Genomic DNA, 16,357 nt, shown 5'->3' on the forward strand with positions numbered 1-16,357 from the left:
GTCCATGAACCAGCAAAAAATTCCTGCAACCGTCATCACCGGCTTTCTTGGCGCCGGCAAGACGACGATGATCCGCAACCTGCTCACCAATGCCGGCGGCAAGAAGATTGCGCTGATCATCAACGAATTCGGCGATCTCGGCGTCGACGGCGACGTGCTGAAGGGCTGCGGTGCGGAGAATTGCACCGAGGACGACATCATCGAGCTCACCAATGGCTGCATCTGCTGCACGGTTGCGGACGATTTCATTCCGACGATGACGAAGCTGCTCGAGCGCGAGCAGAGGCCCGACCATATCGTCATCGAGACCTCGGGCCTTGCTTTGCCGCAGCCTCTGGTCGCCGCCTTCAACTGGCCCGATATCCGCACGCAGGTGACCGTCGACGGCGTCATCACGGTGGTCGACAGTGCTGCCGTTGCCGCCGGCCGTTTCGCCGATGACCATGATGCCGTCGATGCGCGCCGTGCCGAGGATGAATCGCTCGATCACGAAAGCCCGATCGAGGAGCTGTTCGAGGATCAGTTGACCTGCGCCGATCTCATCGTGCTCAACAAGACAGACCTGATCGATGCCGCCGGTCTTATCAGGGTACGCGACGAGGTCGCCTCCCGCACCGTCCGCAAGCCCGTGATGATCGAAGCGAGGAATGGCGAGGTGTCGGCTGGCATTCTGCTCGGCCTCGGCATCGGCACGGAGGACGATGTCGCCAATCGCAAGTCGCATCACGAGCTGGAGCATGAGGACGGTGCGCCGCACGACCATGACGAATTCGACAGCTTCGTCGTTGAGCTCGGACCCATTGCCGATCCGGCCGGCTTCATCGAAGCGCTGAAGGGCATCATATCAGCCCATGACGTGCTGCGCCTCAAGGGTTTCGTCGATGTCTCGGGCAAGCCGATGCGCCTGCAGCTCCAGGCCGTCGGCAGCCGCATCGACCATTATTTCGACCGCGCCTGGACGTCTGGCGAAAGGCGCGCCACACGCCTCGTCGTCATCGGCCTGCACGAAATGGATCAGGACGCGGTGAGAGCGGCGATCGAAGCGCTGGCCTAACCCGATGCATCTGCTTCTGGCTCAACAGGGAACGATCAGTGACGGCGAGGAGGCGATCGACCTTGGGCAGACGCCGGGCGATATCCTGTTCCTGTCGGCTGCCGACAGCGAGCTTGCCGCGATCGCAACCGCCCATCGCGAGCGCGGGGCGGGGCCTTCGCTCCGGCTCGCCAGCCTGATGAGCATGAAGCACCCGATGTCTGTCGATACCTATGTGGAGCGCACGGCGCGGCATGCCAAGCTGATCATCGTCCGTGCGCTCGGTGGCGCCAGCTATTTCCACTATGCGCTGGAGGCGCTGCATGCGGCAGCAGCGCGCGCCGGTGCGCTGATCGCGGTGCTGCCGGGCGACGCCAGGCCGGATGCGGGGCTTGTGCCTTTCTCGAATATCGGGCTCGACGACCTCAACGCGCTCTGGGCCTATCTGATCGAGGGCGGCGATGCCAACGCGCAGGCTTTTCTTGACTATGCCGGGGCGATGCTGTCGGGCGCCGAGAAGCCGGCGCCGGCCGTGCCACTGATGAAGGCGGGTATCTGGTGGCCGGGGCGGGGGTTGATCGGGGTCGAGGAGTGGCGGCGGGTTGTTGCTGCGGAGGTATCTTCGCGTGTGGCTGTCCCTTTGTCGGTCGAGCTTGAGACACCCCCCTCTGTCCTGCCGGACATCTCCCCCACAAGGGGGGAGATCGAGGATGAGAGGTCTCGCTCCATCTCCTCGGCCGAAGGTACGGCATCCTCCAACGTTTCTTTTGTGGGAAGCTCAAGCGACTTGCCGATCTCCCCCCTTGTGGGGGAGATGTCCGGCAGGACAGAGGGGGGTACTACGAACTCGACGCAACAGGCATCTCCCATCGTCGCCATCAGCTTCTACCGCGCCCTCGTCCAAAGCGGCGAGACCGGGCCGATCGAAGCTCTGATCGAGGCGCTGACGACACTTGGCCTCCGGCCGCTGCCGGTCTTTGCCTATAGCCTCAAGGATCCGGTTTCGACAGGCATTCTCGAAAGCGTGTTTTCGACGCTGAAACCCGATGTCGTCATCAACACGACGGGCTTTGCGGTCTCGGCACCGGGTGCGGACCGGCAGCCGACGGTGCTGGAGGCGAATGAGGCGATCGTGCTGCAGGCGATCCTGTCGGCCTCGTCGAGGGAGGCATGGCTCTCTTCCTCACAAGGCCTGTCGGCGCGCGATCTCGGCATGAACGTGGCGCTTCCCGAAGTCGACGGTCGGGTGCTGGCGCGGGCGATCTCCTTCAAGACGGCGGCCCGCTACGACGCGCGGGTCGAGACCAATATCGTCGCCAGCCAGGCCGATGCCGGCCGGGTGCATTATACGGCGGAGCTTGCCGCCAATTGGGCACGGCTGCGAAAGACTTCCGTGGGCGACCGGCGCATCGCGCTCGTCATGGCGAATTATCCGAACCGCGACGGTCGGCTCGGCAACGGCGTCGGCCTGGATACGCCGGCCGGCACCATCGAGGTGCTTCGCGCCATGCGGGCGGCGGGTTATCCGGTCGCTGACATTCCGGCCGACGGCGACGCGCTGATCCGCCACCTGATGGAAGGGCCGACCAATTCCGGTTCTGACGGAAAAATCATCCGCGAGACGCTTTCTCTGAGTCGCTACAACAGCTTCCTGGAATCTCTTCCCAATAAGATTCAGAATGAGGTGAGCGCCCGCTGGGGCAGCCCGCAAGACGATCCGTATTTTCGCGAGGGCGTCTTCGCCCTGCCGTTTACACGTTTCGGCGACGTGCTCGTCGGCATCCAGCCGGCGCGCGGCTACAATATCGATCCGAAGGAAAGTTATCATTCGCCGGATCTCGTGCCGCCGCACGGCTATCTCGCCTTCTATGCTTTCCTGCGCCGCGAATTCGGCGCCCATGCGATCATCCACATGGGTAAACACGGCAATCTCGAATGGCTGCCCGGCAAGGCGCTGGCGCTGTCTGAAAGCTGTTATCCTGAGGCGATCCTCGGACCGTTGCCGCATCTCTATCCCTTCATCGTCAACGATCCAGGCGAGGGCACGCAAGCCAAGCGCCGAAGTGCGGCCGTCATCATCGACCACCTGACGCCGCCTTTGACGCGGGCCGAAAGCTATGGGCCGCTGAAGGATCTGGAGGCGCTGGTTGACGAATATTATGAGGCCTCCGGCGGCGATCCTCGCCGCATCCGCCTGCTCAGCCGTCAGATCCTCGATCTCGTCACCGATATCGGCCTCGACCGTGATGCCGGCATCGCCGAGGGTGAAAGCGAGGGCGAGGCGTTGAAGAAGCTCGATGCCTATCTCTGCGACCTCAAGGAAATGCAGATCCGCGATGGACTGCATGTGTTCGGTGTGTCGCCAGAGGGGCGGTTGCTGACGGACCTGACCGTGGCTTTGGCGCGGGTGCCGCGGGGGCTGGGTGAGGGGGGCGATGCGAGTTTGCAGCGGGCGATTGCGGCGGATGCTGGATTGGGTGGCGGCGTGCGGGGGATACCCCCCTCTGTCCTGCCGGACATCTCCCCCACAAGGGGGGAGATCGGCAAGTCGCTTGGGCTTCCCGAAAAAGAACCGTTTGAAGATGCCGCTCCTTCGACGCATGAGATTGAGCGAGGCCTCTCATCCCTGATCTCCCCCCTTGTGGGGGAGATGTCCGACAGGACAGAGGGGGGTGCCTCCATCTTCGACCCTCTCGATTGCGACATGGCCGTCGTTTGGACGAGCCCGCGTCCTGATATCCTTGCAGATATTCTCGATACCCCATGGCGAACCAACGGCGACACCGTCGAACGTATCGAACTGCTGGCCGCAAAGTTCGTTTCCGGCGAAATGGACTGCCCAGCGGACTGGAAAGCGACGCGTGCGGTGTTGTCCGAGATCGAAACCTGGCTCAAGCCTTCCATCCTCGCTTGTGGCCCGGCCGAGGTCGAAGGTTTGCTTAAGGGACTCGACGGCCGCTTCGTCGCACCCGGACCCTCCGGTGCGCCGACGCGCGGGCGTCCTGACGTACTGCCGACCGGACGGAATTTCTACTCCGTCGACAGCCGCGCCGTCCCGACGCCGGCCGCCTACGAACTCGGCAAAAAATCGGCGGAACTGCTTGTCCGCCGTTATGTGCAGGATCACGGCGAATGGCCTGTCTCCTTCGGGCTGACGGCCTGGGGTACGTCGAACATGCGCACTGGTGGCGACGATATCGCCCAGGCCCTGGCGTTGATCGGCGTCAAGCCGCTCTGGGACGCGAGTTCGCGCCGGGTCACCGGCTATGAGATCATTCCGCCGGCGATGCTGCGGCGGCCGCGCGTCGATGTGACGCTCAGGATCTCCGGCTTCTTCCGCGATGCGTTTCCCGAGCAGATCGCGCTGTTCGACAAGGCGATCCGCGCCGTCGGCGCGCTGGAGGAGGATGTCGGCGACAATCCCATCGCTGAGCGGATGCGCGGCGAGGCGGCTAGGCTTGCGGCCGCCGGCCTCGACGAGGTGTCGGCAAAACGCCGGGCAGGCTATCGTGTGTTCGGCTCGAAACCCGGCGCCTATGGCGCCGGGCTGCAGCCGCTGATCGACGAAAAAGGCTGGGAGCGGCGCGCCGATCTTGCCGAGGCCTATCTCGTCTGGGGCAGCTATGCCTATGGCGCCGGAGAGGAGGGCAAGGCCGAACGCGGTCTGTTCGAGGAGCGGCTGCGCTCGGTGCAGGCTGTGATTCAGAACCAGGACAATCGCGAGCACGACCTGCTCGACAGCGATGATTATTACCAGTTCGAGGGCGGCATGGCGGCGGCGGCCGAACAGCTCGCCGGCGCGCGTCCCTCGATCTATCACAACGACCATTCCAGGCCGGAAAAGCCAGTGATCCGTTCGCTGGAAGAGGAGATCGGCCGGGTCGTGCGCGGGCGCGTCGTCAATCCGAAATGGATATCGGGTGTCATGCGCCACGGCTACAAGGGCGCTGCCGAGATCGCTGCTACGGTTGATTATCTCTTTGCCTTTTCGGCGACGACGGGCGCAGTCGGCGAACATCATTTCGAGGCCGTCTACCAAGCCTTTGTCGCCGATGCCGGCGTGCGCGACTTCATGATCGAGAAGAACCCTGCGGCATTCGACGAAATGAGAGAGCGGCTGTGCGAGGCGATCGACCGCAGCCTCTGGACGCCGCGCAGCAATTCGGCCCGGTTCCACCTGGCTGCAAACAACAGAATGAGGTGAGCTATGAGTGACGAGATCCCGGAAAACGAAACCGGCAAGGATGATGCGCGCCATGCCGAGAAAATGGCGAAGAAGAAGGCCGCGCGCGACAAGATCATGGCGACCAAGACGGATGGCAAGGGGCTGATCATCGTTCATACGGGCAAGGGCAAGGGCAAGTCCTCGGCGGCCTTCGGCATGATCTTCCGCCATATCGCACACGGCAAGCCGTCTGCCGTCGTGCAGTTCATCAAGGGCGCGATGTGGACCGGCGAGCGCGACCTGATCGAGAAGCATTTCTCCGATCTCTGCCAGTTTCACACGATGGGCGAAGGCTTCACCTGGGAAACGCAGGACCGCGCCCGCGATGTCGCCGCAGCCTCCGCTGCCTGGGAAAAGGCCAAGGAGCTGATCCGCGACGAGCGCAATTCCATGGTGCTGCTCGACGAGATCAACATCGCGCTACGCTACGACTATCTCGACATCAACGATGTCGTCGCCTTCCTGAAGAGCGAGAAGCCCGCCATGACACATGTCGTGCTGACGGGGCGCAACGCCAAGGAGGAATTGATCGAGATCGCCGATCTGGTGACCGAGATGGAGCTCGTCAAACACCCCTTTCGCTCCGGCATCAAGGGCCAGCCGGGCGTGGAGTTCTGAGGCGGTCAGTTGAGCGCGAGGCTGCGCAGGATGGCAGCCGTTTCCTCGTCCGCCGGGAAGAAGGATTCGACCGCGAGTTCCGACAAAGTGATTTCGACGGGCGTGCCGAACACAGTCGTTGTCGAGATCAGGGAAAGCAAGCCGGCCTTGGTCGAAAGCTGAAGGGGAACGGCGATGCCGGCATAGTCGGTATGGACCTCGCCAGCAGTTTCAGGCGCTGGATAGGACAGCAACTCCTTCAAAAGCTTGTCCAACATTGGATCGCCCGAAGCCGAGAACTGTTGGCGCAGCCTGCCGATAAGGTGGGCGCGCCACTCGGAAAGGTTTTTGATATGGGGCGCCAATCCTTGAGGATGCAGGCTGAGGCGCAGTACGTTGACGGGTGGCGTGAGCAGAGACTGGTCGGCAACGGCTGAGAGAAGCGGAGCGATGGCCGCATTGGCCGCGATGAGTGTCCAATGGCGGTCGACGGCGATTGCTGGGAAGGGCTCGTGCCCTTTCAGCACCATGTCGATGGCGCGACGGGCCGGTTCCAGCGCGGGATCGTCGAGCGGGCGTTCTGCAAAAACAGGAGCGAAACCCGCCGCGAGCAGCAGCGGGTTCCGATCGCGAAGGGGTACGTCGAGCCGTTCGGCAAGATGCAGCAGCATGTCGCGGCTCGGTGTCGAGCGCCCGCTCTCGATGAAGCTCAGATGCCGCTGCGAGATCTCCGCCTCCAGCGCGAGGTCGAGCTGGCTCATGCGGCGGCGCCGGCGCCATTCGCGCAGATGGTCTCCAAGGGAGCGGGCGGTCGGCGTCATCAGGCGGCTTCCGGCAGCAAATCTATGAAACCGCGGACGGATTTCAGCTTGCCGCCTTCGAGCTCGGCGAAATCCGTGCCCTTGATCAGCGCATCGCCGTTTTCCGGGCCGAGGCCCCAGGAGAAGCGCAGGTTGTCGCCGTAGCCGTCGGCCACCCCGATCAGGGCGAAGCGGAAACCGGGGAAGCGGTTTTGCACCGCCTCGACCAGCGAATTGATCTGCTCATGGCCTTCGCCGCGCATCAGTGGGTCGATATAGGTCGCGGCTTTGCTCCAGCTCTCGGCAATGAGAGCGCGGCGGCGAGCGGCATCCGTCTCGTTCCAGATGGCGAGATAGCGCTCTGCGTTGGTGTTTGCGTCGTTCATCGGGTCATCTCCTTTTGATCGCCCGTCAGTTCCAGGCAGGCCGATCATGCGGGAAGGCGATGCACCTTATCAATTACGCCGGAGGTAATGGAAGATGGTCGAGGGGTCGAGTCAGACGCCGAGCCAGACACGCAGCGGATTTGCCGGGTCGGCGAGCAGCTTTACTGCAAGGGCGACGCAGACGATCACGAGCAGCGGCTTGATGAGCTTTGCGCCGATGCGCATGGCCAGCCGCGAGCCAAGCTGCGCGCCGAGGAACTGGCAAGCACCCATCAACAGGCCGATCTTCCAGAGTATCGCGCCGAAGCTCGGGAAGACGATCAGCGCGCCGAAATTCGAGCCGAGATTGAGAAGCTTGGTGTGGGCCGTCGCCTTCAGCATGCCGAAGCCGGCGAGCGTGACGAAGGTCAGCATGAAGAAGGAGCCCGTGCCAGGGCCGAAGACGCCATCATAGAAGCCGATGACGGGCACCAGGGTCAGGCCGAAGGTAAAGGGGGTCATGCGGCGGTGGGTGTCGAGGTCGTTGAGGTTCGGCTTGACGGCGAAGAAGATGGCGATCGCCACCAGGAGCACCGGCATGATGGCCTGCAGCACCTGGCCTGGAACGATCGTGGCGAGTGCCGCGCCGAGCGAACCGCCCATGACAGCCATCAGCGCCATCGGCAATTGTTCCGCAAGCTGCACATGGCCCTTGCGGGCATAAGCGATCGTGGCCGAGGCCGCGCCGAAGAGGGACTGCACCTTGTTGGTGCCGAGGGTCTGGAGCGGCGGAAAACCTGCGATCAGCATGACGGGGACGGTGATGAGGCCGCCGCCGCCGGCAATGGAATCGACGAACCCGGCAAAGAAAGCCGCCGCGCAGAGCAGCAGAAGCAGATGGAAGGTGATATCGGGCAAGATGGTATTCCGGGCAGGGATTTCGGACGGCCTTGTTGCATTTGCCGCCCCAAGCTGCAATGGCTGCAAAGACATGGGCAGGGCGTATTTGACGGTTTCCGTGAGTGATATCTCTTTCGATACGGCGAGGCGCCACGTGCTCGGCCTCGGCTGCGAGCGCGGCACGCCGCCTGCCGAGATGCTGGCGCTTGCGATCGAGGCGCTCGACGCGGCCGCTATCGGCGCGGCGGAACTCACAGCCATTGCCTCGATCGACAGCCGAAGACTGGAGCCGGCGATCCTTGCCGTTGCCGCGCATTTTTCCGTGCCTGCCGTGTTCTTCGGCGCGCTGCGGCTGGAGGAGGAGACGCCGCGGCTGGCGAATCCGTCGGAAATCGTCTTTGCCCGCGTCGGCTGCCATGGCGTCGCCGAGGGTGCGGCGCTGGCTGCGGCGGGGCCGGATGCCGAGCTTGCTGTCGCCAAGATCAAATCTGCACATGCGACGGCGGCAGTCGCCCGCAGCGGGTTGCAGAAAGCCTGATGGGCGTTATGTTGGCGCCAATTCGCGGCGCCGTCCGGCAGCCTCACGGTTCACATCTAGAGGATATCTCATGCACAAGGTCATTTATGACACCGACCCTGGCGTCGACGACGCCATGGCGCTTCTCTTCCTGCATCGTCATCCCGAGATCGAGCTTCTCGGCATCACCACGGTTTTCGGTAATGCCTCGGTCGAGACGACGACGCGCAATGCGCTTTTCCTCAAGCGCGAATGGAATATTCCGGCACCCGTTTCCAAAGGCGCCAGCGTCACCATCGATTCCTCGCGCGCGGAGCGGCCATGGCCGGCCATGGTGCATGGCGATAACGGCCTCGGCGATATCGACGTACCGGAGACGATCGACCTGCCGCTCGATCCGCGCCCGGCGCATCGCTTTATCATCGACACGGTGCGCGCCCATCCGGGCGAGGTACGCCTCGTTGCCGTCGGGCGGATGACCAATCTGGCGCTGGCGCTGAAGGAAGACCCCGAGATTGCGACGCTGGCGAAGGACGTCGTCATCATGGGCGGCAATTTCTATGTGCCGGGCAATGTCTCGCCGGTCGCCGAGGCCAATATCCACGGTGATCCCGAGGCCGCCGACATTGTCATGACCGCGCCGTGGAAGGTGGCCGTCATCGGCCTCGACGTCACCGCAATCACCACGATGAGCCGCAGCTATCTCGGCGAAATGGCAGCTAGGGGTGACAAGGCGGTCAAGCAGCTCGACGCACTCTCGCAGTCCTACATCGATTTCTACAAGCATGCGGTCGAAGACGGCATGATGGTGCATGACAGCTGCGCCTGCGTTTATGCCGTGGCGCCGGAGCTGTTCTCATCGATATCGGGTGCGGTGCGTGTCGTCTGCGGCGGCATCGCCGATGGCCAGACGATCGTCAGGCGAGACGGGCGGCATTTTCCACCTAATGGCGCCTGGGATGGCTTGCCGAGCCAGGTAGTCTGCACCGGCATCGAGTCGGAGAGGGTCCTCGACCTCATTCGCAATACACTGCTTGCAGCCTGACAAGCTTGAAGGGCCGGCCGCGATGCTGCCGGCCTTCTGGATATATTCCAATATATTCATTGCGTTGTGCGGGTTGTCCGAGGATTTGAATCCGACGCTTCATAAAGTGAGTCACGATCATCTCAGCAACTTCAAGTGAGGTGATGGGCGCGGCGTTGACCTTGCCCTTTGCGGGGCCTAGATCAGCAACATGATCGATGCCGCATTCTCCCATCTTCCGGTGCTTGAGCCGGGCAACGTCTGGCTCGTCGGCGCCGGTCCCGGCGATCCCGGGCTTTTGACGCTACTCGCCGCCAAGGGGCTTTTCGAGGCCGACGTTATCGTGCACGATGCGCTGGTCAATGAGGAATGCCTGGCGCTGGCGCGGCCGGAAACGCTGGTGGAATATGCCGGCAAGCGCGGCGGCAAGCCTTCGGCGAAACAGCGCGACATTTCGTTGCGGCTGGTGGAGCTTGCGCGCGCCGGCAAGCGGGTGCTGCGGCTGAAGGGCGGTGATCCCTTCGTGTTCGGGCGCGGCGGTGAGGAGGCGTTGACGCTGGTCGAACACAATATCCCCTTCCGCATCGTGCCCGGCATCACCGCCGGTATTGGTGGGCTCGCCTATGCCGGCATTCCGGTGACGCATCGCGACATCAACCATGCCGTGACCTTCCTCACCGGCCATGATTCCTCGGGCATCGTGCCCGACAGAATCAACTGGGAGGCGATCGGCCGAGGCTCGCCCGTCATCGTCATGTACATGGCGATGAAGCATATCGCCGAGATCAGCGCCCGCCTGATCGCCGCAGGCCGGCTGTCTTCCGAGCCCGTCGCCTTCGTCTGCAATGCCGCCACCGGCCGGCAGCAGGTGTTGGAAACGACGCTCGGAGAGGCGACCGAGGCTGTTGCCGCCTCCGGGCTGGAGCCGCCAGCGGTGGTCGTCGTCGGCGAGGTGGTGCGGCTCAGGGCCTCGCTCGATTGGCTCGGTGCACTCGCAGGACGGCGATTGCAGCCCGATCCGTTCCGCCCGTCCGGCAAGGTGCGGGCATGAGCGGCCTCCTGATCGCAGCACCTTCCTCCGGCGCCGGCAAGACGACGGTGACGCTCGGGCTGCTCCGAGCGCTCCGCCGGCGCGGCATTGCGGTCGCGCCCGGCAAGGCCGGCCCTGACTATATCGATCCCGCCTTCCATGCGGCGGCAAGCGGCACGCTTTGCCTGAATTTCGATCCCTGGGCGATGCGCCCAGAGCTGATCTCGGCCAATGCCGCCCTTCACCGTTCCGGCGACCGCATCCTCGTCATCGAGGCGATGATGGGGCTTTTCGACGGCGCGACCGACGGAAAGGGAACGGCGGCCGATCTCGCCGCCCAGCTGGGGCTTTCCGTGGTGCTCGTCGTCGACGCCTCGCGCATGTCGCAGTCGGTGGCGCCGCTGGTTACCGGGTTTGCCGGCTTCCGCGCCGATGTCCGCGTTGCCGGCGTCATTCTCAACAAGGTCGGCAGTGACCGGCACGAAGCGATGCTGCGACAGGCGCTGGAGGCTATCCGCATGCCTGTCATCGCCGTGATCGGCAGCGACAAAGGGCTTTCCCTGCCGGAGCGCCATCTCGGCCTCGTCCAGGCCGGCGAACATGCAACCCTCGATAATTTCATCGACCATGCGGCGGACGCGGTCTCCGAGGAATGCAATTTCGAATTTCTGCTACGCATTGCAAAGCAAGGGCTCAACCGGCCGTCGGCCGCCAATATCGACCGGTTGCCGCCGCTGGGCGCACGCATCGCCGTGGCGCGCGATATCGCCTTTGCCTTTTCCTACGAGCATATGCTGCTCGGCTGGCGCCGCCGGGGTGCTGCGATCTCCTTCTTCTCTCCGCTTAGCGACGAGGCACCAGCTACCGATGCCGATGCGATCTATCTGCCTGGTGGTTATCCTGAGCTGCACGCCGGACGGCTCGCAGAGGCGCAGAATTTCCGCGCCGGCATGCTCGACGCGACGGCGCGCGGCGCCAGGATTTACGGCGAGTGCGGCGGCTATATGGTGCTCGGCGACGGGCTGATCGATACGGAGGGCAAGCGCCATCAGATGCTCGGCCTGCTGCCCGTTGTCACCAGCTATGCCGAGCGCAAGCGCCATCTCGGCTATCGCCGTGTCGTGCCGCTCGACGGCGCCTTCTTCGCGCGGATGATGACGGCCCATGAATTCCACTATTCCAGCGTCGTCTCCGAGGGCGAGGGCAAACGGCTTTTCCAGGTGCAGGATGCGCTCGGGACCGATCTGGGTGCAGCCGGGCTCCGGTGCGGGCAGGTGGCGGGGTCGTACATGCATCTGATCGATCTAGCCGGAGCAACGGCTGCATGAGCGCACCGATCGTCCATGGTGGCGGCATCACCGCGGCTGCCGCTACCTTCGGCGGCAGGCCGGACGACTGGCTCGATCTTTCCACGGGCATCAATCCGTGCCCTGTCGCCCTGCCTGACATTCCGGCGCGAGCCTGGCACCGCCTGCCGGACAGGCACCTCGTCGACGAGGCGAGGCGTGCGGCGCGCGATCACTATGGCAGCGGCGAGATCCTGCCGCTCCCCGTGCCCGGCACGCAATCGGTTATTCAGCTTCTGCCGCGTCTGGTCGAGGGTAGGCTGGTTGGCGTCACGGACAACAGGGTCGCTGTGACGGACAACAGGGTTGCCGTGACGGACGATAGGATCGCCGTGACGGACAACAAGGTTGCCGTGGTATCGCCGACCTATGGGGAATATGCGCGTGCCTTCGCCTCTGCGGGTTTTGCCGTCGATGCGGTCGACGATCTTGCCGCGATCGGGAGCGAGCATCGGCTGGCTGTCGTCGTCAATCCGAACAACCCCGATGGGTTGATATGGCCGACCGAAACGCTGATTGCCCTGCACGATAAGATGAAATCGGCAAACGGGTTTCTTGTCGTCGACGAGGCCTTCGGTGATACCGATCCGGCGCTCAGCCTCGCATTCCGGGCGCCGCAGCTTTCCAACCTCATCATCTTCCGCTCCTTTGGCAAGTTCTTCGGACTTGCCGGCCTCCGGCTCGGTTTTGCCATTGCGCGGGATGATATTCTCGAGCGTTTCGAGGACTGGCTCGGTCCCTGGGCAGTCTCCGGCCCGGCTCTTTCGATTGCAGGTTCGCTGCTGCTCTCGGATGTCTCTCCGATCCGCGGCCGCATCGATGAGCGCAACGCCGGCCTGCATGCGGTGCTGAAGGGCGCTGGGCTGCAAGTCTCCGGAGGGACGGCGCTCTTTACCCTTGTCGCCGATGCGAGAGCCGGCGACATTTACACGCATCTCTGCCGCCATCATATTCTCGTCCGCAAGTTCGACTATGCGCCGGATTGGCTGCGTTTCGGGCTGACGCCTGATCCGGCGGCAGACAGGCGGCTTGGCGAAGCCCTTCAGAGATTTGAGCGATGACGATCGACGAAAACCTTCTCGTACTGCTTCTGGCCCTGCTGCTCGATCGGATCGCCGGCGATCCACAATGGTTGTGGTCGCGGATGCCGCATCCCGTCGTCATGTTCGGCGCCGCGATCTCTTATGCCGACCGGCAGCTCAACCCGGCAAGTCTCACCGGCTCGCAACGCCGAATGAACGGTATCGCCGCCATCCTGGCGCTGCTTCTGGTGGCGATAGCCGCCGGCTTCGTGTTCAACCGGTTCTTCGCGCTGTTCGGCCTTGCCGGCATCTTGCTGGAGACCGGGCTGGTGGCGATCTTCCTGGCGCAGAAAAGCCTTGCCGATCACGTCGCGGCCGTCGCCACTGCGCTGCGCGACGAGGGCCTTGCCGGCGGGCGGGCCGCCGTTTCCCGCATCGTCGGACGCGATCCCCAGACGCTGGACGAGCCAGCCGTCTGCCGCGCGGCGATCGAAAGCCTTGCCGAGAATTTCTCCGACGGCGTCGTGGCGCCGGCTCTCTGGTATGCCGCCTTCGGCCTGCCAGGGCTCTTCGCCTACAAGATGCTGAACACGGCGGATTCGATGATCGGCCACAAGTCGGAGAAATACATCGATTTCGGCTGGGCGGCCGCCCGGCTCGACGATATCGCCAATTGGCCAGCCGCCCGGCTCTCCATCCTGCTGATTGCCGCCGGCGCCTGGATCCGGCGGGGAACAAGCGCCGGTCGTGAGGCGATCCGCGTGGCAATGCGCGACGGGGCCTTGCACCGCTCGCCGAATTCCGGCCGGCCGGAGGCGGCAATGGCGGGTGCGCTGAACGTCCAGCTCGCCGGGCCGCGCATCTATGGCGGCGTCATCGTGGCCGAGCCGATGATCAACGACACCGGCCGCGACGTGGCGACCTCAGGCGACATCGAGGACGGCGTATCGGTGTTCTACGCCAGCTGCATGGTGCTCGCCGGTGTGACGTTCGGGCTTTTCTTGTGTTTTCTGTAGAGGCGGGATGGTACGACCACGCCTCGGTAGACAGCTCCCACTCAAACGTTTATGCGAAACGCCTCCCACCTCCACCAGACCGGAAGCAGAGCGATGACAGTTCAGGTTGAATTACCGTGCCCGAAGTGCAAGAGCATCAAGATGAAGTTCGAGCGTCCCGAGATCCGGGAGACCGACATCATCACCTGTGCCGCCTGCGGCCATAATCTCGGCACCATGGCCTCGATCCGCGAGAAGATGAACAAGGCCTACCAGCAGCTCAATCGGGCTGGGGCGAAGCGCAAGCTTCAGTAAGCCTGCGGCGCATCCGCTTGTTGCCATGCGCCGTTAAAATTGTGATTACCATTCGGATTAAAGCAATCTAATAAGTATTGCCGTAGTCTCTCTTTCGTGAGGGCGCAATTAAGCTGCGCGAGTTCGAAGAGGGGCTATGATGAAGACGATTTTGGCGGCTGCGGCCGCAAGTTTATTGCTGCAGTTTTCTCCTGTTGCTGCTCAGGCAGCAACGCTGGTCGCCAATATCAGCATCGGCAAGCAGACGATGACCGTTTCCGAGAACGGCTTCGTCAAATATCGCTGGAAGGTTTCGACCGCGCGCAATGGCTATGTCACGCCAACCGGTTCGTGGCGCGCCAAGTGGCTGTCACGCGATCACCGCTCCAGGAAATACGACAATGCACCGATGCCCTTCGCCGTATTCTTCAACGGCGGTTACGCCGTTCACGCGACTTTCGACCTGAAGCGCTTGGGCCGGCCGGCTTCGCATGGCTGCGTTCGCCTGCACCCCGACAATGCCGCCCAATTCTTCTCGCTGACGCGGCAGGCCGGCCTTGCCAATACCCGGGTGGTCATTACGCGCTAACCCAACGGGTTATGCGCCGCGCTGAGCCCGTTTTATGCGCTGATCATCCGCTCCAGTTCATCCATGTCGGGGACGATGATATGTCGGAAATTCTCGATGCGAATGACGCCGCTCTTGCGCAGCCTGGTCATCTGGCGGCTGACGGTTTCGATCGTCAGCCCGAGGAAATCGGCGATCTCGGCGCGGGTTAGCGGCAGGTCGAAGGCGGTGCTTGTGGCCGTTTGCGGTTCGGCGTGGGTGGCGATGAGGTGGAGCAGGCTTGCGACCTTCTCCTCGGCGGTGCGCCGGCCGAGCGTCAGCATCCATTCGCGCGCGGCATCCAGCTCCTTCAGCGCCTGATCGTGCAGGCTGCGCTGCAGTTCCGGCGTCCCCGATATCATGCGGTCGAGCAGGTTGCGCGGGAAGACGCAGATTTCGGAATCGGTCGCAGCCTCGGCCGACAGCGTGCTTTCGCGCACGAAGGGCCTGCCGACGAAATCGGGGGCGAATTGCAGGCCGACGATCTGCTGGCGCCCGTCCGGCATTACCTTGCAGAGTTTCACCACCCCGCGCATGATGTTCGAATAGAAAGAACTTTCCGCGCCTTGAGCGATGATCTCGCTGCCGGCATCGACCTTGCGGCGCAGCGAGTGGCGGCCGAGTTCGCGGAGCTGGCTGCTCGACAGCGCGCCGCAGACGACACCGTGCCGCGCCTGGCAGGAACGGCAGGCGACGAGAGTGCCGGCGTCGGAAACCTCACTGCTTGCGATGTCCATGTCCTTATCCCTTCGAAATCCGCGTGTGCCGGGTGTCGCTGCGCATGCCGGGCATGCTCGGCATACCCTAGACGATTACGCCGCGATTGCGGGTTCGGCTATCCCGATTTCTTCCAGCGCGGCTTGATGATTATCAATTTCGCCGGGATTGCGATTTGATCCAGATCAAAGTTTCCGTGCCATGGCTGTTGTTGGAAAGCGCCAGCGTCGACACGAGGCCGTCCGCGGGTTTGATTCGGACGGCTTCTTCGCCCCGCCGGCCGGGCGAACTTTCAGCTACGGCATCGCCTTGCGCCCCGGGTGACGGCAAAGGCCGGCATTCCATTGCTGTTTAGGCAACACCCAGCCGCCAAATTGCCGCAACGCCGGGACGAAAGCATTGGCTTTTGAAAAGGATTTGCCTATGAGGGGTTTAAATTGTCATTTCATGAGGTACAGCGCGTGACCGCTACATTCGATAAAGTTGCCGACATTATTGCAGAAACCAGCGAGATCGACCGCGCGACGATCACGCCGGAGAGCCATACGATCGACGACCTCGGTATCGACAGCCTCGATTTCCTCGACATCGTCTTTGCGATCGACAAGGAATTCGGCATCAAGATCCCGCTCGAAAAGTGGACGCAGGAAGTCAACGAAGGCAAGGTTTCCACCGAAGAATACTTCGTGCTGAAGAACCTCTGCGCCAAGATCGACGAGCTCAAAGCAGCCAAGGCCTGAGCGATATAACAGTCTTTTTTGAACGCCCTGCCGCCCTGAATATGGCGGCCGGGCGGTTTCGTTCCTAACTAGTGCATGCCGCCCAAAAGTGCGCAGCGGTTTTGGGATAACGGCATGCATAAAAACAAAGACCTAAAGTGCGAAC

Annotated in this window: 16 protein-coding genes; 12 read left to right on the plus strand and 4 right to left on the minus strand. The window is 63.1% G+C overall.

Annotated features, from left to right (window positions below; genetic code table 11):
- Positions 1-4 precede the first annotated feature (4 nt).
- The 3 genes from cobW to cobO are packed head-to-tail and all read left to right on the plus strand — an operon-like array spanning position 5 to position 5,876.
- Positions 5-1,054: a cobalamin biosynthesis protein CobW gene (gene cobW / locus HFO71_RS04930; RefSeq protein WP_131663531.1), complete on the plus strand. Its 1,050-nt coding sequence runs from the start codon at positions 5-7 to the stop codon at positions 1,052-1,054.
- A 4-nt stretch (positions 1,055-1,058) separates the two neighbouring features.
- Positions 1,059-5,237 (plus strand): cobaltochelatase subunit CobN, encoded by a 4,179-nt coding sequence (gene cobN / locus HFO71_RS04935; RefSeq protein ID WP_221975700.1) that lies wholly within the window; start codon positions 1,059-1,061, stop codon positions 5,235-5,237.
- Positions 5,238-5,240: 3 nt separating this feature from the next.
- On the plus strand, positions 5,241-5,876 hold the full coding sequence (gene cobO / locus HFO71_RS04940; RefSeq protein ID WP_131642337.1) for a cob(I)yrinic acid a,c-diamide adenosyltransferase: 636 nt from the start codon (positions 5,241-5,243) through the stop codon (positions 5,874-5,876).
- Between the two features lie 5 nt (positions 5,877-5,881).
- Here the strand turns inward: cobO and HFO71_RS04945 are convergent, their stop codons facing one another.
- From HFO71_RS04945 to HFO71_RS04955, 3 genes are all read right to left on the minus strand, one after another.
- Positions 5,882-6,676 carry a helix-turn-helix domain-containing protein gene (locus tag HFO71_RS04945; protein ID WP_221987583.1) on the minus strand — a complete coding sequence of 265 codons (795 nt, stop codon included), beginning with the start codon at positions 6,674-6,676 and terminating at the stop codon, positions 5,882-5,884.
- On the minus strand, positions 6,676-7,089 hold the full coding sequence (locus HFO71_RS04950) for a nuclear transport factor 2 family protein (RefSeq protein WP_170268574.1): 414 nt from the start codon (positions 7,087-7,089) through the stop codon (positions 6,676-6,678). The genes HFO71_RS04945 and HFO71_RS04950 overlap by 1 nt, the downstream gene beginning before the upstream one ends.
- Positions 7,090-7,152: 63 nt before the next feature.
- Positions 7,153-7,938 carry a TSUP family transporter gene (locus HFO71_RS04955; protein WP_206989674.1) on the minus strand — a complete coding sequence of 262 codons (786 nt, stop codon included), beginning with the start codon at positions 7,936-7,938 and terminating at the stop codon, positions 7,153-7,155.
- Positions 7,939-8,038: 100 nt separating this feature from the next.
- Between HFO71_RS04955 and HFO71_RS04960 the strand changes: the two genes are divergently transcribed.
- The 8 genes from HFO71_RS04960 to HFO71_RS04995 all read left to right on the plus strand — a co-directional run bounded on the left by HFO71_RS04960 (position 8,039) and on the right by HFO71_RS04995 (position 14,737).
- The gene (locus tag HFO71_RS04960) at positions 8,039-8,458 is read left to right on the plus strand and encodes a cobalamin biosynthesis protein (protein WP_077978427.1); all 420 of its coding nucleotides are present in this window, start codon (positions 8,039-8,041) and stop codon (positions 8,456-8,458) included.
- 70 nt (positions 8,459-8,528) lie between these two features.
- On the plus strand, positions 8,529-9,482 hold the full coding sequence (locus HFO71_RS04965) for a nucleoside hydrolase (protein WP_077978426.1): 954 nt from the start codon (positions 8,529-8,531) through the stop codon (positions 9,480-9,482).
- Between the two features lie 190 nt (positions 9,483-9,672).
- Positions 9,673-10,512 (plus strand): uroporphyrinogen-III C-methyltransferase, encoded by an 840-nt coding sequence (cobA, locus tag HFO71_RS04970; protein WP_131642339.1) that lies wholly within the window; start codon positions 9,673-9,675, stop codon positions 10,510-10,512.
- Positions 10,509-11,819, plus strand: a complete 1,311-nt coding sequence (locus HFO71_RS04975) for a cobyrinic acid a,c-diamide synthase CobB (protein ID WP_131664923.1) — start codon at positions 10,509-10,511, stop codon at positions 11,817-11,819. Before cobA ends, HFO71_RS04975 begins: the two co-directional genes overlap by 4 nt.
- Positions 11,816-12,898 (plus strand): threonine-phosphate decarboxylase, encoded by a 1,083-nt coding sequence (locus HFO71_RS04980; RefSeq protein ID WP_131642341.1) that lies wholly within the window; start codon positions 11,816-11,818, stop codon positions 12,896-12,898. Before HFO71_RS04975 ends, HFO71_RS04980 begins: the two co-directional genes overlap by 4 nt.
- The gene (cbiB, locus tag HFO71_RS04985; RefSeq protein WP_131642342.1) at positions 12,895-13,875 is read left to right on the plus strand and encodes an adenosylcobinamide-phosphate synthase CbiB; all 981 of its coding nucleotides are present in this window, start codon (positions 12,895-12,897) and stop codon (positions 13,873-13,875) included. The genes HFO71_RS04980 and cbiB overlap by 4 nt, the downstream gene beginning before the upstream one ends.
- 93 nt (positions 13,876-13,968) lie before the next feature.
- Positions 13,969-14,169 (plus strand): ECs_2282 family putative zinc-binding protein, encoded by a 201-nt coding sequence (locus HFO71_RS04990; RefSeq protein WP_168284925.1) that lies wholly within the window; start codon positions 13,969-13,971, stop codon positions 14,167-14,169.
- 136 nt (positions 14,170-14,305) lie between these two features.
- Entirely contained in the window at positions 14,306-14,737 is a 432-nt protein-coding gene (locus HFO71_RS04995; protein WP_027668416.1) for a L,D-transpeptidase, read from the plus strand.
- Between the two features lie 32 nt (positions 14,738-14,769).
- Here the strand turns inward: HFO71_RS04995 and HFO71_RS05000 are convergent, their stop codons facing one another.
- Positions 14,770-15,492: a Crp/Fnr family transcriptional regulator gene (locus HFO71_RS05000; RefSeq protein WP_077978421.1), complete on the minus strand. Its 723-nt coding sequence runs from the start codon at positions 15,490-15,492 to the stop codon at positions 14,770-14,772.
- Between the two features lie 441 nt (positions 15,493-15,933).
- Here HFO71_RS05000 and HFO71_RS05005 point away from each other — a divergent pair, with 441 nt between their 5' ends.
- The gene (locus HFO71_RS05005; protein ID WP_003540486.1) at positions 15,934-16,212 is read left to right on the plus strand and encodes an acyl carrier protein; all 279 of its coding nucleotides are present in this window, start codon (positions 15,934-15,936) and stop codon (positions 16,210-16,212) included.
- Positions 16,213-16,357 lie beyond the last annotated feature (145 nt).

It is taken from the genome of Rhizobium laguerreae, assembly GCF_019778565.1.
In the GTDB taxonomy this organism is placed as follows: Bacteria; Pseudomonadota; Alphaproteobacteria; order Rhizobiales; family Rhizobiaceae; genus Rhizobium; species Rhizobium laguerreae.